Source organism: Paraburkholderia sp. BL10I2N1 (assembly GCF_004361815.1).
In the GTDB taxonomy this organism is placed as follows: Bacteria; Pseudomonadota; Gammaproteobacteria; order Burkholderiales; family Burkholderiaceae; genus Paraburkholderia.
In genome coordinates, this window is sequence record NZ_SNWA01000002.1 from 813,341 (window position 1) to 840,224 (window position 26,884).

At 62.1% G+C, this 26,884-nt stretch carries 23 protein-coding genes and 1 pseudogene; 10 read left to right on the top strand and 14 right to left on the bottom strand.

The features are described from left to right. The first annotated feature begins 900 nt into the window (after positions 1 to 900). Genes hpnJ through B0G77_RS25685 form a run of 3 tightly spaced genes read left to right on the top strand, consistent with a single transcriptional unit; the run spans position 901 to position 4,663 of the window. Positions 901 to 2,322 carry a hopanoid biosynthesis associated radical SAM protein HpnJ gene (gene hpnJ / locus B0G77_RS25675; protein WP_133664839.1) on the top strand — a complete coding sequence of 474 codons (1,422 nt, stop codon included), beginning with the start codon at positions 901 to 903 and terminating at the stop codon, positions 2,320 to 2,322. Positions 2,323 to 2,365: 43 nt separating this feature from the next. Further along, on the top strand, positions 2,366 to 3,601 hold the full coding sequence (gene hpnI, locus B0G77_RS25680) for a bacteriohopanetetrol glucosamine biosynthesis glycosyltransferase HpnI (RefSeq protein WP_133664840.1): 1,236 nt from the start codon (positions 2,366 to 2,368) through the stop codon (positions 3,599 to 3,601). 21 nt (positions 3,602 to 3,622) lie between these two features. Then, the gene (locus tag B0G77_RS25685; RefSeq protein WP_133664841.1) at positions 3,623 to 4,663 is read left to right on the top strand and encodes a lysylphosphatidylglycerol synthase domain-containing protein; all 1,041 of its coding nucleotides are present in this window, start codon (positions 3,623 to 3,625) and stop codon (positions 4,661 to 4,663) included. A gap of 47 nt (positions 4,664 to 4,710) precedes the next feature. On the opposite strand, the gene B0G77_RS25690 is transcribed toward B0G77_RS25685, so the two are convergent. Beyond that, on the bottom strand, positions 4,711 to 5,121 hold the full coding sequence (locus B0G77_RS25690) for a histidine kinase (RefSeq protein WP_133664842.1): 411 nt from the start codon (positions 5,119 to 5,121) through the stop codon (positions 4,711 to 4,713). A 76-nt stretch (positions 5,122 to 5,197) separates the two neighbouring features. Beyond that, a complete protein-coding gene (locus B0G77_RS25695; RefSeq protein ID WP_133666866.1) occupies positions 5,198 to 5,956 on the bottom strand; it encodes a hypothetical protein in 759 nt (252 codons plus the stop codon). Between the two features lie 357 nt (positions 5,957 to 6,313). On the opposite strand from B0G77_RS25695, the gene B0G77_RS25700 reads away from it, so the two are divergent. Continuing rightward, the gene (locus B0G77_RS25700; protein WP_166656269.1) at positions 6,314 to 6,823 is read left to right on the top strand and encodes an META domain-containing protein; all 510 of its coding nucleotides are present in this window, start codon (positions 6,314 to 6,316) and stop codon (positions 6,821 to 6,823) included. Between the two features lie 134 nt (positions 6,824 to 6,957). On the opposite strand, the gene B0G77_RS25705 is transcribed toward B0G77_RS25700, so the two are convergent. From B0G77_RS25705 to B0G77_RS25730, 6 genes are all read right to left on the bottom strand, one after another. Continuing rightward, positions 6,958 to 8,415: a trypsin-like peptidase domain-containing protein gene (locus B0G77_RS25705; RefSeq protein ID WP_133664844.1), complete on the bottom strand. Its 1,458-nt coding sequence runs from the start codon at positions 8,413 to 8,415 to the stop codon at positions 6,958 to 6,960. A 556-nt stretch (positions 8,416 to 8,971) separates the two neighbouring features. Then, the gene (arcA, locus tag B0G77_RS25710) at positions 8,972 to 10,231 is read right to left on the bottom strand and encodes an arginine deiminase (RefSeq protein WP_133664845.1); all 1,260 of its coding nucleotides are present in this window, start codon (positions 10,229 to 10,231) and stop codon (positions 8,972 to 8,974) included. A 49-nt stretch (positions 10,232 to 10,280) separates the two neighbouring features. Continuing rightward, positions 10,281 to 11,702, bottom strand: coding sequence for a basic amino acid/polyamine antiporter (locus B0G77_RS25715; protein ID WP_133664846.1), 1,422 nt, complete (start codon positions 11,700 to 11,702; stop codon positions 10,281 to 10,283). A gap of 433 nt (positions 11,703 to 12,135) precedes the next feature. Then, entirely contained in the window at positions 12,136 to 13,455 is a 1,320-nt protein-coding gene (locus tag B0G77_RS25720; protein ID WP_133664847.1) for a HAMP domain-containing sensor histidine kinase, read from the bottom strand. Further along, the gene (locus B0G77_RS25725; protein WP_133664848.1) at positions 13,452 to 14,192 is read right to left on the bottom strand and encodes a response regulator; all 741 of its coding nucleotides are present in this window, start codon (positions 14,190 to 14,192) and stop codon (positions 13,452 to 13,454) included. The genes B0G77_RS25720 and B0G77_RS25725 overlap by 4 nt, the downstream gene beginning before the upstream one ends. A 126-nt stretch (positions 14,193 to 14,318) precedes the next feature. Continuing rightward, positions 14,319 to 14,690 (bottom strand): GFA family protein, encoded by a 372-nt coding sequence (locus B0G77_RS25730; RefSeq protein WP_133666867.1) that lies wholly within the window; start codon positions 14,688 to 14,690, stop codon positions 14,319 to 14,321. Positions 14,691 to 14,866: 176 nt separating this feature from the next. Here B0G77_RS25730 and B0G77_RS25735 point away from each other — a divergent pair. From B0G77_RS25735 to B0G77_RS25745, 3 genes and pseudogenes are all read left to right on the top strand, one after another. Continuing rightward, positions 14,867 to 14,995 (top strand): annotated as a pseudogene (locus B0G77_RS25735) (cytochrome c biogenesis protein CcdA); the annotation flags it as partial. Positions 14,996 to 15,035: 40 nt separating this feature from the next. Further along, positions 15,036 to 15,593: a thioredoxin family protein gene (locus tag B0G77_RS25740; protein ID WP_133664849.1), complete on the top strand. Its 558-nt coding sequence runs from the start codon at positions 15,036 to 15,038 to the stop codon at positions 15,591 to 15,593. Between the two features lie 174 nt (positions 15,594 to 15,767). Continuing rightward, on the top strand, positions 15,768 to 16,820 hold the full coding sequence (locus B0G77_RS25745) for an alpha/beta hydrolase (RefSeq protein WP_133664850.1): 1,053 nt from the start codon (positions 15,768 to 15,770) through the stop codon (positions 16,818 to 16,820). Between the two features lie 233 nt (positions 16,821 to 17,053). On the opposite strand, the gene mdeB is transcribed toward B0G77_RS25745, so the two are convergent. Then, positions 17,054 to 19,774, bottom strand: a complete 2,721-nt coding sequence (mdeB, locus tag B0G77_RS25750) for an alpha-ketoglutarate dehydrogenase (protein ID WP_133664851.1) — start codon at positions 19,772 to 19,774, stop codon at positions 17,054 to 17,056. A gap of 148 nt (positions 19,775 to 19,922) precedes the next feature. On the opposite strand from mdeB, the gene B0G77_RS25755 reads away from it, so the two are divergent. Further along, positions 19,923 to 20,450, top strand: a complete 528-nt coding sequence (locus B0G77_RS25755) for an Lrp/AsnC family transcriptional regulator (RefSeq protein ID WP_133666868.1) — start codon at positions 19,923 to 19,925, stop codon at positions 20,448 to 20,450. A gap of 149 nt (positions 20,451 to 20,599) precedes the next feature. Here B0G77_RS25755 and B0G77_RS25760 read toward each other — a convergent pair whose 3' ends face one another. The 3 genes from B0G77_RS25760 to B0G77_RS25770 form a co-directional block, all read right to left on the bottom strand. Beyond that, positions 20,600 to 21,727: a porin gene (locus tag B0G77_RS25760; RefSeq protein WP_133664852.1), complete on the bottom strand. Its 1,128-nt coding sequence runs from the start codon at positions 21,725 to 21,727 to the stop codon at positions 20,600 to 20,602. Positions 21,728 to 21,920: 193 nt separating this feature from the next. After that, complete coding sequence (locus tag B0G77_RS25765; protein WP_133664853.1) at positions 21,921 to 22,280, bottom strand: protocatechuate 3,4-dioxygenase; 360 nt, start codon at positions 22,278 to 22,280, stop codon at positions 21,921 to 21,923. Further along, positions 22,277 to 23,122 (bottom strand): gallate dioxygenase, encoded by an 846-nt coding sequence (locus B0G77_RS25770; RefSeq protein WP_133664854.1) that lies wholly within the window; start codon positions 23,120 to 23,122, stop codon positions 22,277 to 22,279. The genes B0G77_RS25765 and B0G77_RS25770 overlap by 4 nt, the downstream gene beginning before the upstream one ends. A 395-nt stretch (positions 23,123 to 23,517) precedes the next feature. Between B0G77_RS25770 and B0G77_RS25775 the strand changes: the two genes are divergently transcribed. After that, positions 23,518 to 24,219: a GntR family transcriptional regulator gene (locus tag B0G77_RS25775; RefSeq protein ID WP_133664855.1), complete on the top strand. Its 702-nt coding sequence runs from the start codon at positions 23,518 to 23,520 to the stop codon at positions 24,217 to 24,219. Between the two features lie 55 nt (positions 24,220 to 24,274). Further along, on the top strand, positions 24,275 to 25,525 hold the full coding sequence (locus B0G77_RS25780; protein ID WP_133664856.1) for a LysR substrate-binding domain-containing protein: 1,251 nt from the start codon (positions 24,275 to 24,277) through the stop codon (positions 25,523 to 25,525). Between the two features lie 27 nt (positions 25,526 to 25,552). Here B0G77_RS25780 and B0G77_RS25785 read toward each other — a convergent pair whose 3' ends face one another. Beyond that, the gene (locus tag B0G77_RS25785) at positions 25,553 to 25,915 is read right to left on the bottom strand and encodes a DUF1932 domain-containing protein (protein ID WP_243751391.1); all 363 of its coding nucleotides are present in this window, start codon (positions 25,913 to 25,915) and stop codon (positions 25,553 to 25,555) included. 219 nt (positions 25,916 to 26,134) lie between these two features. Further along, positions 26,135 to 26,863 carry a PIG-L deacetylase family protein gene (locus B0G77_RS25790; RefSeq protein WP_133664858.1) on the bottom strand — a complete coding sequence of 243 codons (729 nt, stop codon included), beginning with the start codon at positions 26,861 to 26,863 and terminating at the stop codon, positions 26,135 to 26,137. Positions 26,864 to 26,884 lie beyond the last annotated feature (21 nt).

Below are 26,884 nucleotides of genomic sequence, written 5' to 3' on the forward strand. Positions count from 1 at the left end.
ACATTTTCTTAATACTGCGTACTTTTTTATTCCGACCGTCGCGGCGGTGAGTACAAATGACATGGCCCACGCCTTTCGCCTGCAAATCTTTCCAGGCACATGAGCACGCAGACATTGCGACAGGAATGACGCCCGGTTGCGACGCCCGGCCGTGAACGCGCGCAGCGTCGGCGCAAGCAACAACGGCTATCGCTTCCGGTGACAGGCGGAAGCGCCGCCCACGGGGTGCGAACAATGCTGTTCGCTCGCTAGCCAGCGAGCCACCATACGGTGGTCATGGGCAGCAGAAACCTCGCTGCCGGATCGCGGCCAGGACTGCCTTCCCGCCTGGCTCCGCAAGCACCGCTCGCCGGAGAGGCGCAGGCCGATCGGGCAACCTTCTGTGTGCCCTGCTGGCTTCCCGACGGCATTCATAGAAGTGTGTAAGAATGCTGCCGTACGATCCTTTGGAGGCAAATTTTTCTAAAGGTTTCCTTCTGCGCGGCGATATACCATCGACACCGCTCATTCAGGACAGGCAACACATCTTTTCACAAGATGCCCAGAACGATTTGCTGATCAAATTTGCAAGACAATTGAAAGTGTCTCCCGATCGTCCATTTGTCCGACTTTCCGGCTGTCGCCCCCCACGGCGCACGGCCGGTCGAAAAAGCATCCCATTCAGAAACCTGGATCTGGTGATCGACAGACGCCCGACATCAGGGTAGCTTGTGAACGCGTAACGCACCGCAGGGTTCGGTTAAACCGCCGATAACCGAATACTGCATAAAATATTGCACAATAAGGATGTCGGACGACTGGCCACTGCAAACCATCGCACAGGCCCGCCGTCCGGCATAGAGGCTGACTGTCAGAACATCCATCAAGCCATTTGGCACAGCAGAGCACGCCGGAGCAACTATGAAGACATTGTTTTTACAGGCCCCGTCATACGACGGTTTCGACGGCGGCGCGGGTTCGCGCTATCAGGCGAAGCGGGAGGTCCGGTCGTTCTGGTACCCGACGTGGCTTGCCCAGCCAGCCGCGCTGGTGCCCGACAGCCGCGTGTTCGATGCATCCGCTAACGGGGCGTCGGTGAGCGACACGCTCGACCTCGCGCAGCAATATGATCTCGTCATCATTCACACCAGCACGCCTTCCTTTCCCACCGATGCGCTGTTCGCGCAGGACCTGAAGCAACGCAAGCCGTCGGTATTGATCGGGATGGTCGGCGCCAAGGTGGCAGTCGATCCGCATAACTCGCTCACCGCGACCGAGGCGATCGATTTTGTCTGCCGCGAAGAATTCGATTTCACCTGCAAGGAAATCGCCGAAGGCATGCCGTTTGCGCAGATCAAGGGCTTGAGCTATCGCGCGCCGGATGGTTCGATCGAGCACAACGAAGCGCGCCCGATCCTCGAAGACATGGACGTGTTCCCGTTCGTCGCGCCGGTCTACAAGCGCGATCTGACGATCGAAAACTACTTCAACGGTTACCTGAAGCATCCGTACGTTTCGCTCTACACGGGCCGCGGCTGCCGCTCGAAGTGCACGTTCTGTCTGTGGCCGCAAACTGTCGGCGGCCACCGCTATCGGGTGCGTTCGGTTGAGAACGTGCTCGAGGAAGTCAAGTGGATTCGCGACAACATGCCTGAAGTAAAGGAGATCATGTTCGACGATGACACGTTCACCGACTTCAAGCCGCGCGCCGAAGAAATTGCACGCGGCATGGGCAAGCTGGGTGTGACCTGGTCGTGCAACGCCAAGGCGAACGTGCCTTACGCGACGCTGAAGATCATGAAGGAAAACGGCCTGCGCCTGCTGCTGGTCGGCTATGAGTCCGGCGACGACCAGATCCTGCTGAACGTCAAGAAGGGCTTGCGCACGGACATCGCGCGGCGCTTCGCCAAAGACTGCCGCACGCTTGGCATCAAGGTTCACGGCACCTTCATTCTGGGCTTGCCCGGCGAGACGCCGGAAACGATTCAAAAGACCATCGAGTACGCGAAAGAGATCAATCCGCTTACGATCCAGGTGTCGCTCGCCGCGCCGTATCCCGGTACCACGCTCTATAACCAGGCGGTCGAGAACGGCTGGCTCGCAGAGAACAAGGTGATCAATCTCGTCAGCAAGGAAGGGGTGCAACTGGCGGCGATCGGCTATCCGCATCTGTCGCGCGACGAGATGTACCACCAGCTCGAAAACTTCTACAAGCGCTTCTATTTCCGTCCGTCGAAGATCTGGGAAATCCTGCGCGAGATGCTGACGAGCTGGGACATGATGAAACGACGGCTGCGCGAAGGCGTGGAGTTCTTCCGCTTCCTGCGCGCACACGAGGCGTGAACACCCCGCGCTGCACCTTCGGCATTCCGCGCAAGGCGCTGTCATGAAGCGTTTTGCGTGGCTTACCGGACCGGCCGCCCTGCTGCTTCTGGGCGGGCTGGTCGTGCTCGAGGGTTCGCTGCGAACGGCCCATCATCTCGTCTTCGCGCTGCTATGCGTGAGTGTCGCGGCGACCCTGGCCGGCATCGGCTACACGTTGCTGGCAAGCGCGTTGATCCTGCGTTTCTTTGCGCGCCCGACTGCGGAGGCAGCAAGCTATCCGCCCGTCACGATCGTCAAGCCGCTGCACGGTGACGAGTGGGACTTGCTCAGCCATCTGTCCAGCTTCTGCCGGCAGGACTACCCGGGCGAAGTGCAGTATCTGTTCGGCGTGCATGACCCGGCAGACCCGGCGCTGAAGACGGTCGACGAACTGCGCCGCCGGTTCCCCGACGCGCACGTTACAGTGGTCACGGATACACGCCTCCATGGGCCCAACAGGAAAATCAGCAACATTGTGAACATGCTGCCACAGGCTCACCACGATGTGCTGGTCTTCGCGGACAGCGATGTCAGCGTGAACCCGGACTTTCTGGGTAACGTCGTCGGCGAGCTGGAAAAGCCTGAGGTAGGGCTCGTGACCTGCATCTATCGCGGAAATGCGGCCCCGGGCATCTGGGCGCGTCTGTCTGTGAATGCAATCGACTATCACTTTGTTCCCGGCGTGATAACAGGCTTTACATTGGGTCTCGCGCATCCGTGTTTAGGTCCGACGATTGCGATGCACCGCACCACGCTGGAGAAGATCGGCGGTTTCGAGCAGTTTGCCCATCACCTCGCCGAGGACCATGCGATCGGTCAAGCCGTACGGATGACCGGCGAGAAAGTTGCGATTCCGCCGTTCACGATTTCCCACGCCTGCGACGAAGCAAGTGCCGCCGAGCTTGTTCAGCATGAATTGCGCTGGAGCCGGACTATTCGCACCATCGACGCGGCCGGCCACTTTGGCTCTGCGCTGATGCATCCTTTCGCGTTTGCCATGCTGGCCGTGGCGTTATCGGACGCGGCAGCCTGGTCATGGCTGCTCGCCGTGGTCGCGCTGCTGTCGCGGTTCTGGTTGAAGTTGCGCTCGGATCATGTCTTGCGGCAACCCCATCACGGGCTGTGGTTGCTGCCGATAAGCGACATTACGTCTTTTGGCATTTTTCTCATGAGCTTCCTTTCGACGCGGATAAGCTGGCGTGGCTTCACTTTCAAGGTGGACGGCGACGGCCTGCTGTGTCCCGTCCAGGACGAATAACGGACGCAGGATGACGACGTAATGAAACATCTGGGGCGAATCACTGCACTTGCTGGACTGATCGCATCGCTCTGGCTAGTCTGGCGCGACAACCCCGGTGCCGTGCTGGAGCTGATGCGCGCTGCGGGCGGCGGCCTCGTGCTGGCAGGCCTCGCGCACGTGCTACCGATGCTCGCGAACGCGCGGGACTGGCAATCCCTGATACGCAGCGGCGACCGGCCGCGCCTGTTGACCATGCTGCGGCTGGTATGGATCCGCGAATCGATAAACTGCATGCTGCCCGTCGCACGGGTCGGTGGTGAGATCGTGGCGTTCCGGCTGATGCGCCGGCACGGATTGCGCCCGTCCACGGCAGTGGCCAGCCTGATTGTCGATACGCAACTCACGCTGATCAGCCAGTTGATGTTCACGATGGTCGGCATCGGCTTCCTGTTCGCGCACGCGGCGTCCGGCACGCTGCGTCTCGCCGGCAATCTGGCCTGGGGGATCGTCGCGCTTACGCCGCTTCTGGTGCTGTTCTCGCTGGTTCAGCATGCCAGCCCCTTCGAACGGCTGACACGGCTGCTGAACCGCGTGACGAGCGGGAAGCTTGCCGCGCTGGTCGGCCAATCGGCGCACATCGACAAGTCGATCAAGCTCATCTGGCGCCGGCGCGGGGCGGTCCTCCGCTATCTGTTCATCTGGCAGCCGCTCCAGTGCTTCGGAATCTCGTTCGAGATCTGGCTCGCGCTGCATTTTCTCGGGGCGCACATCAGCTTTACCGAAGCCGTGGTGATCGAATCGCTGATCCAGGCGATCAGCAGCGCGGCCTTTTTTGTGCCGGGCGGTCTGGGGGTTCAGGAAGGCGCCTTCATCGTGATCGGCGGCGCGCTCGGCCTCGATCCGACGACCAGTCTCGCGTTGGCGGGCGCACGCCGCATTCGAGACCTGCTCGTCTTTGTGCCTGGCCTCGTCGCCTGGCAACTCGCCGAATCGTCCGGGCTTGCGCGGACCCGCCTCGCAGACGCGCGAGCGCGACTGTCGCGGGCGAGCGGGGGTGTGACCGAAAACTCCCGCACGTGAAGGGGCGGCTGGCTTCAGCCGCCCCTTCACGTGCCCAAAGGTTGCGCTCAGGCTTTCCCGCTCACACGGTCCATGACGGCAAGCAGATCGGTGAGTGACTGCCTGCACGCTCTCGCGTCCGGCGCGCTGGCGCGCAATGCCTCAAGGGCCCGGTCGATTGCCTTGTCGACCGTGTGCCAGTCGGCAGCCGAATGCGGCTTGAGGGATGGCTCCGCCTCGTCCCAGGACGTTTCCAGGTCCTTGATGCGCGCCTTAGCGCCGGCAAGATCGCCCTTGTCGACCCGCGCAGCGGTGTCGACCACGATCGCTCGAAATGGCGAGATGTCGCCCAGCTTCGATGCGGTTGCCGCTTCGGCAGACGCAATGACCATGCCGTGAGGCGAAATCGGCGCTGCACCCAGAAGGGCCAGTACCAGAAGTGGTGCGACTATGCTCGTGCCGCGCTTTACCTTGATCATCTGTTCTCTCCTTAACGATGGACCCGCCGGAAGCGGATCGAGCTATCAATGCGGCATCCTGTGCCTTGCTGCAGGGTCACGTCTCGTCTCCTGCCCCTACCCGCTGCGTCGAGCGGTCGTCGCCGAGACTCACGAAGAGCACCAGAGCGACGATCACGCTCAGGAAGACGACGCTTGTCTGAACGTTGCCGAGTCCAAGGCCACCGTACGTCCGCGCCTGGGACAGCAGATCACCCAGCGACGCACCCAGGGGACGCGTCAGGATGTAGGCCAGCCAGAAGGTCAGTACCGGGTTGGCGCCGAGATACCGGGCGCCCGCGATGACAGCGATGATTGCGCCGAACGACACAACGCCAAGCGTAAAACCAAGGCCAAGCGCTTCAGTCGCCAGATCACCGGCAGCTGTGCCGAGCGCGAAAGTGAACAGGATGGCGGCCCAGTAGAACAGTTCTCTGCGCCTCGTCACGATCGTGTGGATGGACAGGGTTCGTTCGATCCGGTACCAGAAGGCGAAGGTGGTGGCCAAAGCCACACCGAAGCAGGCCGTGCTGACGTACAGACTGACGCCCAGGCCGTCTGTGAGCGCGTCGGTGATCTGTGTTCCGACTACACTGACCAGCACGACGGTCAACCAGTAAATCCACGGGACGTACCCGCGTGAACGAAGCTGGAGAAGCAGCGCGGCTATCAACAGGGACGACATCAGTGCGCCCGTGATGGCCGTGCCGAGCCCCACGTGGACCGCCAGATAATCTGCACCGGTCTCGCCAACAGTCGTCGACATGATCTTGATGATCCAGAAGACGAGCGTCACTTCCGGTACCTTGTTGAGCATGCGTACGACGGGTCTTTTCACGGGTATGGTCAAGGGCATCTCCTTTTGAGCGTCGGCTTCCGGCAACATCCGGCATGAGTAGAGCGGCTGCGATCGCCGCGGTGTAGCAGGCTCATGCCGGGAACTTCGATTCGTCGACACTGTATGTCGCGCCGGCTTAAGAGAGACTTATCCGGCGAGACCCAGCGGCTCGCCATACGGCAATACCGGAGCCATGCGTGAACACCGGCAGCCACGCAAAATGATGCTCGCGACTTTGCGCAATCCGTCGCGGGTATCTATCATGCGACGTGTCAGGCATGCATCTTCGATGCTGCGACCTGGGAAACCAACATGGCGGACTCTGAGGGACTCGGTATGAACTGCCCAAGTCGGATCTTTCGTTGTGCCGCCACCGCCCTGTTGTTGGGCCTGTGTGTGCCTGCTTTTGCGGACGCGCAGCTTGAAGGTACGAGCTGGACGATGGTGCGCTTTCAGTCGATGGACGACAGCGTGCTGACACCCGCTGATCCGACCCGCTACACCTTGGGATTTGCGGGCCACGGGCGCCTCAGGATTCGGGCTGACTGCAATAAGGCTCAGGCGGGATGGAAGACTGACGACGCGAGTTCGTTGCGCATCAGCCACATGGTGATGACTCGGGTGCGTTGCTCAAAACGTTCGCTCAGCGCCCGCTTTCTTCGGGACCTCGCCTACGTGCGCACCTACACGTTTCGGGACGACCACCTGTTTCTCGCGCTCAAAGCCGACGCTGGAATCTATGAGTTTGCGCCAATGACCGGCGGTACTGCGCACGCGCCGTTACACACCCAGACGCGGCCGCCGGCCGATTCCGGCAATCCGCCTCTGTGCGTCGCCAAAGGGTAGCGTCAACCATGGGTTCTACAACCCATGACATGCACGGTCTCCTGCCCTCGATATGCCCCCCGCAGTTCAGCAAGCCGATGGTGCCACGCTGCCCGTCTCTGCTCGCGCGACCCAGGCCGCCCGCGCCGCAGTGTTCATCGAAGCTTGACCGAAACAAAGCTGCGCGCGTGGTTGCGCTGGATCAGCACCGCCACCACTTTCCCAGCCCTTGCTTCGAGCTCGGTCACCTGCTCCTGCGATTCGACCAGCGTATCGTTGAGCGACAGGACGATATCTCCCGGCTGGATGCCGGCGCTTGCCGCAGGTTCATGAACCTCATCCACCATCAGACCTACCGCGAGATCGATCGTGCGCCGCTCGTCCTCGCTCAGCGGATGCATGATCAGGCCCAGGCGATCTGCCCCGCTGGCCTGGCTTGTTCCAGCGTTGGCGACTTTCCCGGACGTGCCGATGACGACCGTTAGCAGCATCGGTCTTCGATTGCGGACGACCTTGAGCGCGGCTTTCGTCCCCGGCGGCAGCGCAGCAGCGTCCTCCGCGAGTTCGGCAGAGCGATCGATCGGCTTGTCGCCGATCTGTACGATGACGTCGCCTGCCTTGAGGCCGCTCGCGGCCGCCGGTGTGCCGGGCCCGACGGTATTGACCAGCGCGCCCGCCGGCCGCGTCAAACCAAAGGCCGCCGCCAGCCCCGGGCCGACGTCCTGCACCTCCACGCCAAGGCCTCCCGGCGACACTTTGAGCTCGCTTTGCAACTGCGCCTGCAACTGTGATTGCACCTGCGCTTCTACCTTGATCGCCAGGTTGATCGGGATCGCGAAGGTCAGGCTGGGATACCTGTCCCCGTCCGCGTAAATCTGCACGTGGATGCCGACTACCTCGCCAGCACGGTTAAACACAGGGCCGCCCGAGTTGTCCGGATTGACGGAGACATCGGTTTGAATAAAGGGGAAGGTGCTGCCGTCCGGCAGCATGCGAGATGTGGCGCTGACAAGGCCGGCGGTGACCGTATTCTCGAAGCTGTCGGGCGAGCCGATCGTCATCACCTGTTCACCGACACGCACCCGCGACGAATCGCCAAGTTTGACGGTGGGAAGCTTCGTGCCCTCGATCTGGAGCACCGCGACGTCGCTCTGCGCATCGACCGCCAGGACTTTTGCCTTGAACTCGCGTCGATCGGTCAGTCGCACGGTCAGTGCCTCCGCCTGATCCACCACATGAGCGGTGGTCAGAATGAGGCCATCGGAACTCACGATGAAGCCGGAACCGGTACCGGACATAGCGCGCGGCGAACTGTCCTGAGACTGCGGCTGCGTCGCCATGCGCTTGAAGAACACGAAAATGGGATCGTCGATATCGATGGGTTGGGTGGCTGGCGCCGACGTCTGTTGCTGCGGGCCAGTCGTGCTGATATTGACGACGGCAGGCCCGTATCGCTCCACGATAGTGGGGAAGTCGACCTGCGCCGCTGGGGCAGCATGCGCCGCAGAGGCGGCCTGCGCAACGCGCTTCTCCTTCACAGGCTGCGGCGGCGTCGTGCTCGCGGCGATCGCCGCGGGCGGCAGGCACGCATAGCCTGTGACGACGATCGCCATCACGGTAGCGCAACGCAGGGTCCGGGCAAGAGTCTGATGAGACACAGTGCACCTCCAGGTCTGTCGTTATGCCGGGACCGGGCGCATGAGGCGCCGGGGGCTAACAGGCACTGATGGGTAAATTATGGGCGCACCGTAACCGTCCAGTGTGACAAAGCGCACGAACAAGATCGAAAACAAAAATTGCGCGGAGGGCATGCGGCTTGCCTTGTCATCCGCATGCAAGATTCACGGATGCCAACGGATGGGATTGCCCCCTGGACCCGTGCGGTTGGTGGCGATATACATATCGATGTCGGGCACTGCGCCGCGCCCGGTCGTTGATCGGTCTGCCGACCCCATAGCCGTTGCGCGGGCGCGTGTCCCGTCTGCGGATCGAGACTCAGTCATCCGCGCCTGGTGCGGTGGTGTGCGTTGAAGCCGGCGGCGGAATTGCCGGAACGCGCGGCATCCGGATCCCAGCGTACGCGTTGGCCACGGTCAGAAGCGGGCTCACCAAGCAGAAAACGGCCTTGTAGCCGCCCGCCACAACATCGGCGATGGCGGCACGGTCGCGCTAGTAATCCACCGCGTCACGCACGATCGGACAGGTCATGCAGTGACCGCCGCCACGTCCGCGACCCAGCTCCGCACCGACGATCGTCACGACCTCGATGCCTTCCTTGCGCAGCAGCGTGTTCGTGTACGTGTTGCGGTCGTACGCGAAGACCACGCCCGGCGATGCGCACACCAGGTTCGCGCCGCTGTCCCACTGCGTGCGTTCACGCTGGTAGTCGCTGCCGCCCGCCTCGACCACGCGCAGCTTCTTTAACCCCAGCGCGTCGGCCACCACATCGACGAAAGGCTTTTCTTCCTTGTGCAGTTCCACCCCGCTCGGGTGGCTACTCGGGCGATACGAGAACGTGCGCGTCTGGTTCATGAAGTCCGGTGCCAGCAGCACGCAGTCGCGGTCCGCGAAGGTGAACACCGTGTCCAGGTGCATCGCCGCGCGGATCTTCGGCATCGCCGCCACGATCACCCGCTCGGCCGCCCCCTTCCTGAACAGCGTCGCGGCAAGCTGGCTGATGGCCTGGCGCGACGTGCGCTCGCTCATGCCGATCAGCACGACGCCCTTGCCGATCGGCATCACGTCGCCGCCTTCCAGCGTCGCCAGCCCGTGATCCTCGGTCGGGTCGCCCCACCACACGTTGACCTTGCCGGCAAAGTCCGGATGAAACCGGTAGATCGCCGCCGTGAGGATGGTTTCCTCATGGCGCGCCGGCCAGTACAACGCATTGAGCGTCACGCCGCCGTAGATCCAGCAGGTGGTGTCGCGCGTGTACAGGGTGTTCGGCAACGGCGGCAGCAGGTACTCCGTCGTCCCGGCGGCCTCGCGCACCATCGCCAGCGCCTTGCCGCCGTGTGCTTCCGGAAAGTCGTGGGTCGACAGCCCGCCAATCAGCGTCTCGGCCAGCTTGCGGTTGTCCAGCCCCTCCAGATAGCTCCTGAGTTCGTCGATGAAGCCCAGCCCGACCTGATTCGGCACCACCTGGTTGTCGAGAATCCATTTCTTGCCCTCGGCCACCGCCACGGTCTCGGCCAGCAGGTTGTGCATTTCCAGCACCTCGACGCCCCGGTCGCGCATCTTGGTGATGAAATCGAAGTGGTCGCGCTTCGCGTTCTCGACCCACAGCACATCGTCGAACAGCAGTTCATCGCAATTGCTCGGCGTCAGCCGCGAATGCGCCAGACCCGGCGCGCAGACCATCACCTTGCGCAATTGCCCAACTTCCGAGTACACGCCCAACCCAGCCTGATTCACATCGGTGTTCGCCATGATGGCCTCCGAAATTTCAGTATCCACCGGCTGTATCCAGTCGGAGTAACTAGAGGGTGATCAACCCTGTCGCCATGCCATAAATACCGACGACGGCACCGATGACGGTGACGAAGAAAATGATCCAGTCCGAAGCGATAAAGACGGTCTTGTTCTGTTCGCGCCTTGCCCAGATATACAGAATCGTGCCGGGCGCATACAGCACGGCAGAAAGCAGGATGAACTTCAGCCCTCCAGCATAAATCATGAAGATCGTGTAAATCACGGCGATAGTGGCCATGATCAGGTCGCGCCTGCGCTCCTCGGGGCGTATTTCATATGTCTCGCCGCGTCTGGAAATCATGAAGCCGTACGCCGCCACGAACAGGTACGGGATCAACGACGTGGCGCTGGTGAGGTTGAGCATCAGCGCGAACGCGTCGCGCGAGAAGTACGTGCTCATGACGAGCAACTGCACGACGATGTTGGTCAGCCACAGCGCGTTGGCCGGCACCTTGTTGGCGTTCTCTTTGGCGAAGATCGCTGGCATGTCATCGGTCTTCGCTGCGGTGAACAACACTTCGGCACAGATCAGCGACCAGGCCAGATAGGCGCCAAGCACGGAAACGATCAGACCCACGCTGACGAAGACCGCCCCCCAGTGACCCACCACCGATTCCAGCACCGCCGCCATCGAAGGTTGGCGCATGCCCGCGATGTCCGCGCGCTGCAGCGCGGCATAGGGAAGCATCGTCACAAGCACCATCAGCGCCGACACGCCGATGAAGCCAAAAATCGTGGCGCGGCCGACGTCCGCGCGCTCCTTCGCGTAACGCGAATACACGCTCGCCCCCTCGATGCCGATGAACACGAACACCGTGACCAGCATGGTCGCGCGCACCTGCTGGAAGAGATTCCCCTCCAGCCCGCCACCGTAGAAATTCGCGCTGAACACGTTCATCCTGAACGCAAAGATCATGATCACGATGAACACCAGAATCGGAACGATCTTGGCCACCGTTACGATACTGTTAATAAAGGCGGCCTGCTGCACGCCTTTCAGGATCATGAAGTGAAACAGCCAGATCCCGATCGAGGCGACCACGATCGCCACGAGCGTATTACCGTCGCCGAAGACCGGGAAGAACGCACCGAGCGTCGACTTGATCAGCACCCAGTAGGAGACATTGCCGATGCAGCTGCCGATCCAGTAGCCGAAGGCTGAGAGGAAGCCCGGGTAGTCGCCAAAGCCCGCCTTGGCATACGCAAACACACCGGCGTCCAGATCGGGCTTGCGCTCGGCAAGCGCTTGGAACACCCGCGCCAGCATGTACATGCCGGTACCCGCAATGAGCCACGCGACGAGCGCGCCCAACGGCCCGGTCGCATTCGCAAAAGTCCGAGGCAGAGAGAAAATCCCCGCGCCGACCATCCCGCCCACCACCATCGCCGTGAGTTGCATGCGCGACATTTTTTGCTCTGTGGAAGCCATGCGGACTCCTTTTTTGTTAGCTGGATCGGGAATGCAACACCGCTCGCCGGTTTATCCGGTATGTCGGGTTTTTCAGAAACGGCTCACGGCGATTGGACAGCAGGGTCGTTCGGCAGTGCGGTCAGGGTTCGCGTAGTCTGGGATTCGATGAAATGATGCCTGCCCCTCGTCTCAACTTTATAGTTCATATCTATGTTCACGCGAGGTATTTGTAGCGGGGTGATTAAATAGTCGCGTGGTCGACATTGCGCCGCAGCAAGTGTCTGCGCGCGCGAGCACGTCAACATGTGAAATACTCGTTCGAGCCATGGCGCGAACGGTTTGCCACTAACGCGGCTAAACGTCCTGATTGAGTAGCGTGGAGGATCGAACTACGAGAGGGAGTTGAGGCGGGGCCGCCTCGGGCATCGGCTGCCCTGACACGGGATGGCGTTTAGCGTGGGACTTTCAACGTCAACCTGGCTTCCAGCCCGCCGCCGGTCCGGTTGTTCAGTGACAGCGTCGCATCCATGGCAAGGGCGAGTTGCCGCGCAATGGCAAGGCCCAGCCCGGTGCCGCCAGTATGACGGTTACGCGACGCTTCGAGCCGGTAGAACGGCTCGAATACCGCTTCCAGCGATTCAGCCGGTATGCCCGGCCCTCGATCGAGCACCGAGATCGTCACCTGCCCGTCCTGCAATGCGCCCACCACAATCTCGGCCGCCCCTCCGTACTTCAGTGCGTTGTCGACCAGGTTGCCGAGTATGCGGCGCAACGCCTGGGGACGCGTCACCAGCGAACTGCCGATCCTGCCCTGCAGGGAAACCGGCTGGCCGGCATCGACGTAATCGAAGACGAGGCTGTCGAACAGCGCGTCGGGATCGATGCGACACGGCACTTCGGCAGCACCGTGCAGGGTCCTGGCATACGTCACGCCTTCCTTTACGAGGGATTCCATTTCCCGCAGGTCCTGCTGCAGCTTTGCGCTCTGCGCGCTGTCGTCCATGACGTCGACCCGCAGACGCATGCGGGTGATCGGTGTTTGCAGGTCGTGCGAGATCGCCGCCAGGATCTGCATGCGTTCGGTCATGTACATCGAGATGCGGTCCTGCATTGCGTTGAACGCTCGCGCCGCCAGCGCCACCTCGGACGGCCCGTCTTCCGGCAGGCGGGCCGCCTTCAGGTCAGGCCCCAGCGTATCGGCCGCCAGCGCCAGGTGGTGCAGCGGCCGGGTCGCCACCCGAACCGCCAGCCAGCAGCATATCGCCAGCACAGCCAGTTGCACCATCAGCACCAGTGGCAGCCAGCGCGAGAGCGGCGTGCCCGGCATGGGGCGCAGATCGATGGTCAACGGTGTGCCGTCGCTCAGTTTCAGATGAACCTGCAGGCGCTCCCGATCGCCAGGAATGGCGTTCACAGTCAACGGGTACTGGGTGCCGATGCCTTCGCCGATCGATTCGGCCACCCGGGCCGACAATCGCGCATCCGGCGGGTTGCCGGGGATCCCGGGCCCGAGAATGAAGTCGTAGCTGCGCCGCGCCAGCCGTGGCAGCCATTCGGCGCGCTCGACAGGCGGCAGATGATCGAGCAGTGCAACCGAACTGGCAACCTCGCGCTCGATGTAACCCATCATCACGTTGGTCATGGACTGGTCGCGTTCGGTCATGGTGAGCCAGAACGACAGCCCTTGCGCCAGCGCCAGGCTGACAAAGAGAATCAGGGCCAGCCGCGCGAACAGGGTGCGCGGCCAATGCAGCAACGACCGTGGGTTCATTGAGGGCCTTCGATCAGCGTCACCGCCGCGGAGAACACATAGCCTTCGCTGCGCAGCGTCTTGATGTAACGCGGTTCGCGCGCAACATCCTGCAGACGCTGGCGCAGCCGGCTGACCAGCAGGTCGATCGACCGGTCGAACGCATCGGCCTGCCGGCCTTGGGTCAGGTTGAGCAACTGCTCACGCGTCAACACACGTTGCGGATTGTCGAGGAACACGCGCAGCAGGCGGTACTCCGCGCCACTTAGCGCGACCATGGTGCCCTCGGCGTCGAGCAGGTGGCGCGCGGTCGTGTCGAGCCGCCAGTCGCCAAAGGCCAGCATCTGAGCCGTTTCCGTCACCTGCATCCCTGGCGGCAACATGCGGGCGCGGCGTAGCACGGAGCGAATACGCGCCAGCAGTTCCCGGACGGCGAACGGCTTGGGCAGGTAATCGTCTGCGCCCATTTCCAGGCCGACGATGCGATCCGCCTCCTCGTTGCGGGCAGTCAGCATCACTACCGGCACCGAGCGGAACTTGCCGGCACGCAGTTCCCGGCAGAGCACCAGCCCGTCTTCGCCCGGCAACATCAGGTCCAGCACGATCAGGTCGGGCGCGCCGTTCTCCAGCGCGGCCCGCATCTCGCGGCCGTTGGCGGCGAGCGAAACCCGCATGCCGTTCTTCTCCAGATAGGTTGCGAGCAGTTCGCGAATGCCGCGGTCGTCGTCGACGATCAGCACGTGATCAACGTTTTCCATCAATGGATCATCCTTTCCGGCGTTTCACACACACCCGGCTCGCAACCATCAGCGAACAGTGCACCGGGTGTGCCATTTCGGCCGCAAACCCGCCCGCGAGGAAGGCGACGATCGCGAATAGTCGCCTCATGCATCCTCCACCACGGAAAGGCTGGCACCATCGGCCACGCTGGCTTCGAGCGTATACGGATCGATGCCTTCGAGGCAACCGATGTTGGCGCGCCAGAGCTGCGGGTCCTTGCGAGTCTGGTGGAACGGATAGATGCCGCAATGCTTGCAGAAATAGTGTTTCGCCACGCGTGTATTGAATTGATAAAGCGTCAGCGCGTCCTCGCCACTCAGAATCTTCAGATCACCCGCGGGGAACGACGGAGTCATCAGCGCGCCCTTGCGCCTGCACAGGCTGCAGTTGCAACGCACGGCAGGAACGACCGGGGTACGGACTTCGAATTTGACGGCCCCGCAGTGACAGGATCCTTGCAGCAGGTTGGTGGTCATGTGGCTCTCCAGTTGAACGATGTCTGCTTTATAGCCCAGCTCGCACAGCGATTTGTGTCGCAATGTATCTGAGGCTTCCCAAGATACAAAACATTGCACCCGGGTCGAATGGCCGACATACACCAGATACGAGCGGGCGTTCCAATGCACCCATGCCAATCGACGGAACGCCCATCGTGCACAACCTGCTTGAAACGCCCCTCGTCCTGCTGGCCGGCCTGCTCACCATTGCTTCGCCCTGCATCCTCCCGGTGATGCCGATCCTGCTCGGCACGTCGGTGGACCGGCCCAGCCGCGTGCGGCCCCGGATCGCCGCTTTGTTCCCCTCCCTGAAAGGACTCTGACATGCTCTCCCGACTCAAAACCCTGGCCGCCGTGGTTGTCGTTTCCGCGACTGCCGCTGCCGGCGCCATCGCCATCGGAGCCGCCGGCACCACCGCGTTCGCAGCCCCGCTGAAGAACGGCGGACCCGCACCGGAATTCACCGGCATCGACACGTGGCTCAACAGCGATCCGTTGACCATGCAGCAGTTGCGGGGCAAGGTCGTGCTGGTCGACTTCTGGACCTACACGTGTATTAACTGCATCAATACGCTGCCTTACGTCAAGGGCTGGAATCAGAAATACAAGGACCAGGGGCTCGCCGTAATAGGCGTACACACGCCCGAGTACCCGTTCGAGCGCAACACCGACAACGTCAAAACGGCCATCAAGCGCTTCGGCATCGGTTATCCAGTGGCGCAGGACAACCGGTACGCGACGTGGCGCGCCTATGACAACCAGTACTGGCCGGCTGTCTACCTGATCAACAGGCAGGGACAGGTGGTCTACAGTCACTTCGGCGAGGGCGACTATGCAGAGACCGAGGCGAAGATCCAGAGCTTGCTGGCGCAGAAGGAATAAGGCGGGCTGACGGTGTTGCACGTGAGAGCAACACCACTGTCCGGATGTTTGCCATCGAATAGGTCGCGCGGGATAACGATGGTTCACGTTATTTCCCGCGGGCATGAACACATCGGACCGACCTGCTCGCCGTACTCCGGCGGCCGGGTTAACACATCAACAGGAGGAGTAGAAATGTCGGACAAGATCAACGATCGTCGTCGCGGTTTCCTCGGCACTGCCGCCATGGCCCTGGCGGCCGCCCAGTTCGGCATGATCGGCCTTGCACAAGCACAATCCAGCACGACGAAACTGGCAGCCGTGCCGCCGATCAAGCCGGGAACCAACACGTCGTTCGGTCCGCTGAAGCAGATCGATGCCGGTCTTCTGAACGTGGGATACGCCGAGGCTGGCCCAGCCAATGGCCCCGTGGTCATCCTTCTACACGGCTGGCCCTACGACATCCACAGCTACGTCGATGTTGCGCCTCTGCTGGCGTCAGCCGGCTACCGGGTGATCGTCCCGCATCTGCGCGGCTATGGCACGACGCGTTTTCGTTCGGATACGACAGTCCGGAATGGCCAGCAGGCGGTCGTCGCGGTCGACATCATCGCGCTCATGGATGCGCTCAGGATCGACAAGGCAATTCTTGGCGGCTATGACTGGGGAGGCCGCACCGCCTGCATCATGGCGGCGCTCTGGCCGGAGCGCTGCAAGGCTCTCGTCGCCGTGAGCGGCTATCTGATCGGCAACCAGGAAGCGGGCAAGATACCGCTGCCACCGAAGGCGGAACACGACTGGTGGTACCAGTTCTACTTCACTACCGAGCGCGGCCGCGCGGGCTACGAAAAGTACCGGCGCGATTTTGCGAAACTCATCTGGCAGCTCGCTTCGCCGACGTGGCATTTCGACGACGCCACGTTCGATCGCAGCGCAACGGCCTTCGACAATCCGGACCACGTCAGCATCGTGATCCATAACTACCGCTGGCGACAGAGTCTGGCTGCAGGCGAGCCGCAGTACGACGATCTGGAAAGGCGGCTAGCGGCTGGTCCGGTCATCACCGTGCCCACCATCACCCTTGAAGGGGATGCGAATGGCGCACCGCATCCGGAACCCGCATCCTACGCCAGGAAATTCTCCGGCAAATACGAGCACCGGCTCATTACCGGCGGCATCGGCCACAACCTGCCCCAGGAAGCCCCCCAGGCCTTCGCCCAGGCGATCATTGACGTAGCCAGCCGCTGACCCGGGCGGGACTGGATAGCACGCCGCAAGCCCTTCATCGGGTGGCCTGCCTTCCAGTCCCCGACTGCAGGTTTCTTTTCAAAGCGCCTTGTTACCGTCGCTGTTCCCGGCTTCGCCCGGGAAACAGAACTTCGCTCGTTGAGGGTGTCCGTCGCGTCATGGAGTGGCCGGCGGGCCGGACAACCGCACTCATTGTCCTGCCTTAGCCAATCGACGCACGAGTCAAAACGTATTTATCTCTCCCATGAAGCAGCACCCGGCGATCCGGCTTTGCCATAGCGCCGGCGTGCCACGCCAACCACACCGGCGTCGATCGCGCCGTCATCCGAGAGTGCCTTCAACGCGGCAATCACGATCGACGCGCGGTCCACTTCGAAGAACTCGCGCAAAGCCTGACGCGTATCGCTGCGGCCGAAGCCATCGGTGCCAAGCGTCACATAGCGACGCGGCACATAGGCACGAATCAGTTCAGGGATGGCGCGCACGTAGTCCGTCGCCGCAATCACCGGACCGCTCGACGCTTCGAGCGCCGCGGTCACATACGGCACCGGCGCTGATTCGCCGAAACGTGCGAGCCGCTCGGCGGCCATGCCGGCGCGCTGCAACTCGGTGAAACTCGTCACACTCCAGACCGCGGCCTCGATACCCCAATCGTCCTTGAGCATCTGCTGCGCGGCGATCACCTCGCCGAGGATCGCGCCCGAGCCGAGCAGTTGCACGCGAGCCGCGTCCTTTGTCTCCGGCTGCAGCGGATAGATGCCCTTGAGAATGCCCTCGCGCAGTGCCTGCGGATCGCCCTGCGGCACCGACGGCTGCGCGTAGTTCTCGTTCATCACCGTGACGTAATAAAAGACGTCACGCTGACGTTCGACCATCTCGCGCGCACCCTCGTCGATGATCGCCGCCACCTCATACGCAAACGCTGGATCGTAAGCGCGGCAATTCGGAATCGTCGAAGCCGCCAGATGACTGCTGCCATCCTGGTGCTGCAGGCCCTCGCCACCGAGCGTCGTCTTGCCGGACGTCGCCCCGATCAGGAAGCCGCGCGCACGCTGATCGGCGGCCGCCCAGATGAGGTCGCCGATGCGCTGAAAGCCAAACATCGAGTAGTAGATGTAGAACGGCAACATCGGCAGATCGTGCACGCTGTATGACGTGGCCGCCGCGATCCACGACGACACCGCGCCGGCCTCTGAAATTCCCTCTTCGAGAATCTGCCCCTTGGTATCTTCGCGGTAGTAGAGCATCGACCCGAGGTCTTCGGGTTCGTACAACTGGCCGAGCGGCGAATAAATCCCGACCTGGCGGAACATGTTGGCCATGCCGAACGTGCGCGCCTCGTCGGCAACGATCGGCACGACGCGCTGGCCGAGTTCCGCGTCCTTGAGCAGCGCGGTCAGCATGCGTACCAGCGCCATCGTCGTCGACATCTCGCGGCCAGCCGCTTCCAGCGCGAATTGTCCCCAGGTTTGCAGCGAAGGAACGGTCAGCCCCTTCGATGCGACTCTCCGCCTTCTGGGCAGATAGCCTCCCAAGGCAGCCCGGCGCGCATGCAGATACTGCATCTCCGGACTGTTCTCCGCTGGCTTGTAAAACTTCACCTGCTCGACGTCCTCATCCGACAGCGGCAAGCGGAAACGATCGCGAAACGCCTTCAGGTCGTCGAACCCGAGCTTCTTCTGCTGGTGCGTCGTCATCCTGCCCTGCCCCGTCGTGCCCATGCCGAAGCCCTTCATCGTCTTGGCGAGAATCACCGTCGGCTGGCCGCGATGGTCGAGCGCCTTCGCGTAAGCCGCGTGCAGCTTGCGCACGTCATGGCCGCCGCGGCGCAGGCGGTTGATATCCTCGTCACCCAGTTGCCCGGCGAGCGCCGCGAGGTCGGGATTCTGGCCGAAGAAGCGTTCGCGGTTATAAGCGCCGTCGTTGGCCGAGAAGGTTTGGAACTGGCCGTCGACCGTATGGGCGAACGCGCGCAGCAATGCGCCGGTGCTGTCGCGGGCAAACAATGCGTCCCAGTCTGAACCCCACACCACCTTGATCACGTTCCAGCCCGCGCCGGTGAATTGCGCTTCGAGTTCGTCGATGATGCGACCGTTGCTGCGCACGGGCCCGTCGAGCCGCTGCAGGTTGCAGTTGATCACAAACACGAGGTTGTCCAGCCCCTCGCGCGCCGCAAGCGACAGCGCACCGGTCGATTCCGGCTCGTCCATCTCGCCGTCGCCGAAGAAGCCCCACACCTTGCGGCCCCCGGTCTGGGCAAGGCCGCGGTTCTGCAGATAGCGCATGAAGCGCGCCTGGTAAATCGAGTTGATCGGGCCGATGCCCATCGAGCCGGTCGGGAATTGCCAGAAGTCCGGCATCAACCACGGATGCGGATATGAACACAACCCGGGTCCGGCAATTTCACGCCGGTAGTGCTGCAGGTGTTCCTCGCTCAGGAATCCTTCGAGGAAGGCCCGCGCGTAGACGCCCGGTGACGAATGCGGCTGGAAATACACGAGATCGCCACCGGTGCCCTCACCGGCCGCTGGCGCCGCAGCGCGAAAGAAATGGTTGAAGCCCACTTCGAACAGATCCGCCGCCGATGCATAGCTCGCGATGTGCCCGCCGAGTTCGCCATATGCCTTGTTCGCGCGCACGACCATCGCGAGCGCATTCCAGCGCAGCGCGGCGGCGAGCCGCTCCTCGAGTTCGAGATTGCCTGGATAGCGCGGCTGCTGTTCGAGCGGAATCGTATTCGTGTAGGGCGTGACGCGGGCGCGCGAAGACTCGACACCGAGCGTCAGTGCGTGCCCGGCCAGACGATCGAACAGATACTGTGCGCGTTCTGTGCCGACATGAGCGACCACCGCATCGAGCGCCTCCAGCCATTCCGCCGTTTCGTCGGGGTCGCTGTCTTCCCGGCCTCGTCCAAGGCATTGCAGCTGTTTGCTACCGCTGGATAAATCCGTCATGGCACAACTCCGGGAGGCGTTCGGTTCATGGATGGCTCGATACATGTTAGCCATCCAGTCGCAAAATATGCCTCTCTTTTACTTGCGATGCACCACCTCGATAGTGTATTTATTCTGCACAGGCTCCCGTTTCCAGAATATTTCATCTATGACCTCGCCACCCAGACGGCTCGATCGCATCGACATCGGCATCCTCAGCCAGTTGCAACAGAATGCCCGCATCACTAATTCCGAGCTGGCTCGATCGGTCAACCTGTCGCCGACTCCGTGCTTCAACCGTGTCCGCGCCCTCGAAAAGCTCGGCTTGTTCAAGCAGCAGGTCACCCTGCTCAATCCCGAACTGCTGGGCCTGAAAATCAACGTGTTTATCCAGGTGAGTCTTGAGAAGCAGGTCGAGGATGCGCTTCAGCGCTTCGAGCGGGCGATCTCGGAACGTCCGGAGGTGATGGAGTGTTACCTGATGTCGGGCGATGCCGACTACCTGCTGCGCGTGGTCATGCCGGACATGAAGACGCTGGAGCGATTCATCCTCGAGCGTCTGACGACGATCCCGGGTGTCTCGAACATCCGTTCCAGCTTCGCCCTCAAGCAGGTGCGTTACAAGACGGCGCTGCCGTTGCCGTCGTCAGGACTGACGCTGGTCGATCCCGACGACATCTCGACGGACTGGAGTTGAAGGCTCAGAGAATGTAGCCGACGCCTGCTTTTCTAAAACGGATCGGCCTGCCTTCCAGGTCGACGCGCCAGGCGGCGCCTACGACATCCACCATTCGATTGCGCGGGCACGTCCTGTCATCAGCCAGCAGGACGGCCAGCCCGCGTACCTCAGAACAGGTGACGAATGCCAACCTGCACACCGGTTTCGCTCTGACCTTTGTCCGGTGTAAGGAACGAACCTGTCGTAATGCTGGCGCCCGCCATCTTGAACTGGGCAGTGTTGCGATTATTCAGCCGCGACACAACGCCATACAATCGCGTGGCCTTCGAAAGGTCGTAGTTCACAATCGCGCTCATCTGGCTTGCATCATTGCCCAGCGACGAGCTGTCCTTGATGAACGCATATCCGGCACCAGCGCTCAGGAAAGGAGTGAACCGGTAGTCGGCTGACAGCGACCAGGTGCTGTGCCAGTTGCCGGCTACGTTGCCGACCGGACCGACCGTCGGATCATATTTTCCCGCTGGATTAGACAACGCGTTGCCCGTCGTCGCGGAGATCACGTCGTTCGCCCTGAAAAAGCCGAGATAGATCTTTCCCAGGCCATAGTCAACGTTTCCGCCTGCCATGATCTCCTGAACACGGACAGAGGCTGTCGCATTCGCTGCGTTCAGGTAGGCCAGCGCGAGATAAACCGGACCCTGAGTGGTCTGCAGCCCGGCCTGGTAGACAGCATTACCCGCAAGCGTGCCGGGTTGCCCGCCGACCGAATAGTGCAGCTCGAGCTGGGTGTTCGCCAGTTTCGGAGAGATGTAGCTGATGTCGTTATCGACGCGGGCCTGCCAGTTGGCGAAATTGTTATAGCCCGATCCGTACGTCGCGGCACCGAAGGCGTCCATGTTGCCGCTATATACAAACATCGGCGAGTTCTGACGCCCAAACCTGAGTTCGCCCCAAGGCGCTCCCACGCCGACCCACGCCTGCCGGTCGAAAAAGCGGTAGGAATTCTGCTGCTTGCCTGTGCCCGGATCGAACCCGCTCTCCAGGGCGAACATGGTCCGGTACCCTCCGCCCAGATCTTCCGTTCCCCGCAGGCCCCAACGGCTCGTGAGTTCCCCGTTATTCCCGAGCACGGCCAGCGACGTATTCCTCCCTCCCACCTTCGCCGTCTGATAGCCTGCAAAAACGTCGAGTATCCCGTATAGCGTCAGCGACGACTGCGCGTGCGCCTGCCCCGCGCAGACTGCCCCGATCGCTGCCATGACGACCACTTTATATTTATGGTTCAGTTTTTTCATCTTATCTCCTGTCGTTGGACCAACCAGTTCAAAACAAAATCGCCTGTATCAGCTCACTGCTTGCGCAGCCAGTTGCTTCTTCACAATCAGAGCGCAAGCCTTTGTCTATCCCGTTACCGCTGACACTGAAATTGCTACCCATGTCTGCTCCCCCGAAAAAATCTCATATAGCGGATCCGGGTACCGCATCACATCAGACGGCGTCGGGCACCCTGCGCGTCTTGAGGAACGCTTCGAGGGTCTCGCCCCGCATGCTGGCGTACATGCCCAGATTCGTCGTCTTCACCACCCGCGCGAACTTCTCGAGTACGAAGAAGCACACGCCGTAGCGAATCAGGCCAAGCCAGTCCGTGTTGTCGACGAGTGTCCGTTCCTCTGCAGTCAAGCCCGCGGTGTCGTACGCAGATGCCCGGTCCTCGAGCCAGCGCGAGCGCGCCTGCGGGTCACGCATCATCCAGAAGAAGCGGTTCAGGCGCATTGCCTTGATGCTCTGGCGAATATCGAACGGGTAGGTACCGGTCAACTCTTCGATGCCAACCAGTTGAGGGTTCATTGCGTCACCTCTTCTTCGTAAATCGTCACGGCCATCGCGGTACTCGTCGCGAGGTAGTAGTTGCGATGAAGTTCGCGAACCTTCGGCCCCAGCGCGCCGCGCATCGCCAGCCACATGATGGTCTCGACGCTCTCCGCGCCACCGAGGCGCACATAGTCGACGTGTTTCATCGCCGCGAGCCGCGCCGGGTCATTGACGATCAGGTCGAGGAACTCCATGTCCCAGTCCTCGTTGTTGAAACCGCTGCGCTCCCCGTGGACCTGATGTGAGAGACCGCCCGTCCCCACCACCACGACGTCGAGATCCTGCTCGAAAGACTCGATCGCACGGCGCAGCGCCTGGCCCAGGCGATAGCAGCGGTTCGCGGTCGGCAGCGGATATTGCAGGACGTTGACTTCCAGCGGCACGAGCGACACAGGCCAGCCGCCGTCATGCGGCAACATCAGCGATAGCGGCGAGTTGCAACCGTGGTCGAGCGCCCGGTCCTGGAAGATCGTCAGATCGAACTCATCCGCAACGAGTTGCTCTGCAATGTGGATCGCCAGATCGGGATGTCCGGCGATGTCCGGAAGCGGACGCTTTCCACCGCCCTCGTCCGCAAACTCATGATTCGCGGAAACGCCGAGCGCGAACGTCGGATAGCAGTCGAAGAAGAAGCTGTTCGCGTGATCGTTGTAGAACATCACCATCACGTCGGGCTTGCGTTGTGCAAGCCATTGCGCGACCGGTTCGTATCCCTTGAAGAGGGGTGCCCATGCGGGATCGTTCTGCTTGCCCTTGTCATATGCGAGGCCAATCGTCGGTACGTGCGACGTGCCGATGCCGCCTACAATCCTTGCCATATCGATATCTTCCGTTGCTTCCGCCCTCATCGCGCAGGCGGGTAAATCGAATAGGCCGTGTCCATCCCCGGGATGCGAACTGCGACCTCTTGGGATACAAAGATATAAAAAACGCACAGTCTTTCGAAAGTGCGGGTTAACCACATACACTGGGTAAAAACCGCTTATTTACCGGGGTTTTACGTCTCACCGCCGGCGCGGATGGCGTTGAAAGCCGCGCCGAATCAGGGGCGAATTGGTATCCTGAATGCCTGGCGGGACCGGATCGGCCGACCTGGTGGAAGAATCAGCCATAACTGAATCAGATACCGAAAGAACGAACTCGCAATACGGCAGGCGCGCATGGTGCGGCAGGTAGCATCTCGCTATACTTTCGCCAAACGGAACAGATAGACATGAACGGCACAACCCAGCAGGCGATTGTTCAGACGCTGCGCGAACGAATCCTTTCCGGCGAACTGGAACCGGGACAGCGCCTCGTCGAAGCGCAAATCGCGCAGTGGCTTGGCGTGTCACGCACGCCGCTGCGTTATGCGCTGAGCGTGCTCTCGTCCGAAGGACTGCTGGAACGCTCGGGCGCGCGAGGCTACGTCGTGCGGCGCTTCAGCGTCAACGACGTGCTCAACGCAATCGACGTGCGCGGCGTGCTCGAAGGGCTGGCCGCCCGTTCCGTTGCCGAGCGTCGGGTCGACGCTGCGCTCGCCCGATCGCTCGAAGACTGCCTCAAGGAGGGAGACGAGATCCTCAGCGCCGGCTTTCTGAAGGAAGGCGATGAAATGCGATACGCGTCGATGAATGGACGCTTTCATGCACTGATCGTGGACGCCGCACAGAATGTGGCCGTTAGCGCCGCACTCCATCTGAATGACAAGATTCCGTTCGTCTCTCCACTCACGGTCGTGTTCGATGAAACGGCCAGAGAGCGCCAGTTCATGATGCTGATGTACGCGCACCGTCAACATCACGCAATCGTGGGCGCGCTGCTGAACGGCGAAGGAGCGCGCGTGGAAGCATTGATGAAAGAGCACACCCATATTTCGAAGGAAAGTCTCAACCTGTCCTCTCCCAGGCTCCATCTGATTTCCGGCGCAGCATAGCGCGGGCCTCATCACCTTTCCCGATCATCGAACTCCACTCACCGGCACGTCATCCGTGAGCAACAGCGAACTTCTCAACCTCGCCCATCTGCGTGCGTTCAAACTTGTTGCCGATACCGGCAGCGCGACCCGTGCCGCCCTGGCGCTCTTTCGGGCCCAGTCCGCCGTCACGCGCTCGGTGCAGGAACTGGAGTCGGCGCTCGGCGAGCAGCTTTTCGAGCGCAAGCCGTCGGGGATGTTGCCGACACCGGTCGGCCGCGCGGTGCTGGAGCGCTGCGAGCGGATCTTCGCCGAGCTCGAGGAGCTTGCGCAGTGGTGCGCGGTGCGGCAGGTGCGGCGACGCGCCCCTGCGGAAGGCACGCTGCCGGCCTATCTGCTGAACGCACGCCGGCTTCAGTTGTTCGTCGCGCTCGCGCGCCACCGGCACATGCCAACGGCTGCCGCCACGTTCGGCATCACCCAGCCTGCGGTGAGCAGCGCGATTCGCGTACTCGAAAGCGGCGCGGGCCTGCGCCTGTTCCATCGCAGTGCGCGCGGCATCCTGCTGACCACCGAAGGCGAAACATTCCTGCTGCATGTGCGCCGCGCCTTGAACGAATTGCGACATGTGCCTGACGACATCGCCGCGCTGCACGGCAAAATCCAGGGTTCGGTAACGGTCGGCGCGCTTCCGCTTGGCCGGACGCTGATTCTTCCCAACGCAATCGCCCGGATGACAGCACGGCACCCCGGCGTGCGGGTCGTCACCGACGAAAGCGCCTACGAAACGCTCGTCGCCGGGCTGCGTGCGGGCGACATCGACTTTATTCTGGGCGCGCTGCGCGGCAACGATGCGGCAAGCAGTCTCCAAAACGAGCGGCTGATGGCGGAAGAGATGGTCGTGCTGGCGCGCCGCGATCACCCTCTGGCAAACGCACGGGGGTTGACCATCGCAGACCTGCGCAACGCGCAATGGATTCTGCCGCGCAGCCACGCACCCGCACGCGGCCTCTTCGAATCACAGTTCCGTCGCCTGAAGCTGAAGCCGCCGATGCCTACCGTCGAAACGGCGGACCTGGCGGTCATTCGCGGCGTGCTGCTGGGGACGGACATGGTAGCGGCGCTGTCCGCGCGGCAGTTGTTCTACGAGTGCGAGTCCGGCCAGCTCGCTGTCCTCGACGTCGCACTGCATAACACACAGCGCAACATCGGGCTTACGGTCCGCGCGGAAGGGACACCGTCTCCCGCCGCACGCGCGCTGATCGATGCGATCCGGCTGGCGATAACCGACGTGGCGCGCGCCGTGAAAAAAACCGGTCGCAGGTGACCGCCACTCCGCGAGGCAGTCTGGCTATCAGAGTGCCTCTCCGGCGAGGCCATCGAAGAACCTTTTCCAGTCGAAGGGAACGGGCAATGCGGTGTATTCGATGCCCTGTTCCTGCATGGCATCGAATACACCGTCCTGCAAGCGGGCACAAGCTTCGCTCATCCATGGCTCGATACCCGCTTCGCGCAGCGTCCCCGACACCTCGCGCATTTCGGCGGCACGGCGGCGGCCATGCTCCGCCACCCGGCTAACGAGGTAGCCGGCAAGGTCCGGGTCGCGCTGCATTTTGGCGAAGGTCTCCGCAAGCGACGCGAGCACGATCGAATCGGCATCGTAGCAGCGCGCCGCACGCAGGCATTCCACAGTCAGCGCCTCGATACCCTTGATCATCACGCTACGGCACATCTTTGCCGCTGAGGCAACGCCGATCTGGCGTCATGGGCCGCAAGCCCCGCGCCGAGGATGCCACCGGCTTCACCGAAGCCGACAAACGCGATCCGGGTCTTCATACCGGTCCCCGTCATGTGGATGCGGCAACGCCTGCCTGCTGGAGCGCCGCCACGTCAAGCGCATCGGCGCGGCGCTCACCTGTCACCGCCACTGCGCGCTTCAAGACAGGTCTCCTGTCACGGCCGGCGTGATGCGCATATAGCCTTCAGCGTATTTGATATCGCGAGCCGCGGTAATGCCGATATTGCGCTTGGCCTGTACGCCGCGCTGCAAAGCCACACGCGTGTAGTACTCCCACAGGTGTTCCTGCCCTGCCATGCACTCGATTGCGCGCCGTTTGATGTCCCACACCTCGGTAATGTCGAGGAACGTGTTGGGCATCCACTCGCATTGTTCGGTCTGGTGGGGTTCGAAAGCGTACAGCGGCGGTGCGCCGACCACCTTCTGCCCGGGGTTGTGACCTTCAGCCTGCGCGATGATGCGCGCTTCCTGCGCAACGTGCATCGCGAGCGGGTGATCAAAATTGTAGGGGTCCTTCGGCGAGTGGCTCAGCACGAACGCAGGCTGCATTTCCCGGTAAACGTCGACAAGCCGCATCAGTGCTTCATCCGGCACGCGCAGTGGATAGTCGCCGAGATCGAAGAATTCCACTTCGGCACCCAGAATGTCGGCGGCCCGCTCTGCTTCTTCGCGACGCGCCGCCTTGACTTTCTCCACAGTCATTTCGCCCTTGCGCCAGAGCTTTGCGGACTCGCCGCGCTCGCCGAAGGACAGGCACACCACCTTCGCCCGGTATCCATTCTTCTTGTGAAGCGCGATCGCACCACCCGCCCGCCATACGAAGTCGGCGCTGTGCGCGCTCACGACCAGCATTGAATTGTCCGCCATTTTTGCTCACCGTTGTTCCAT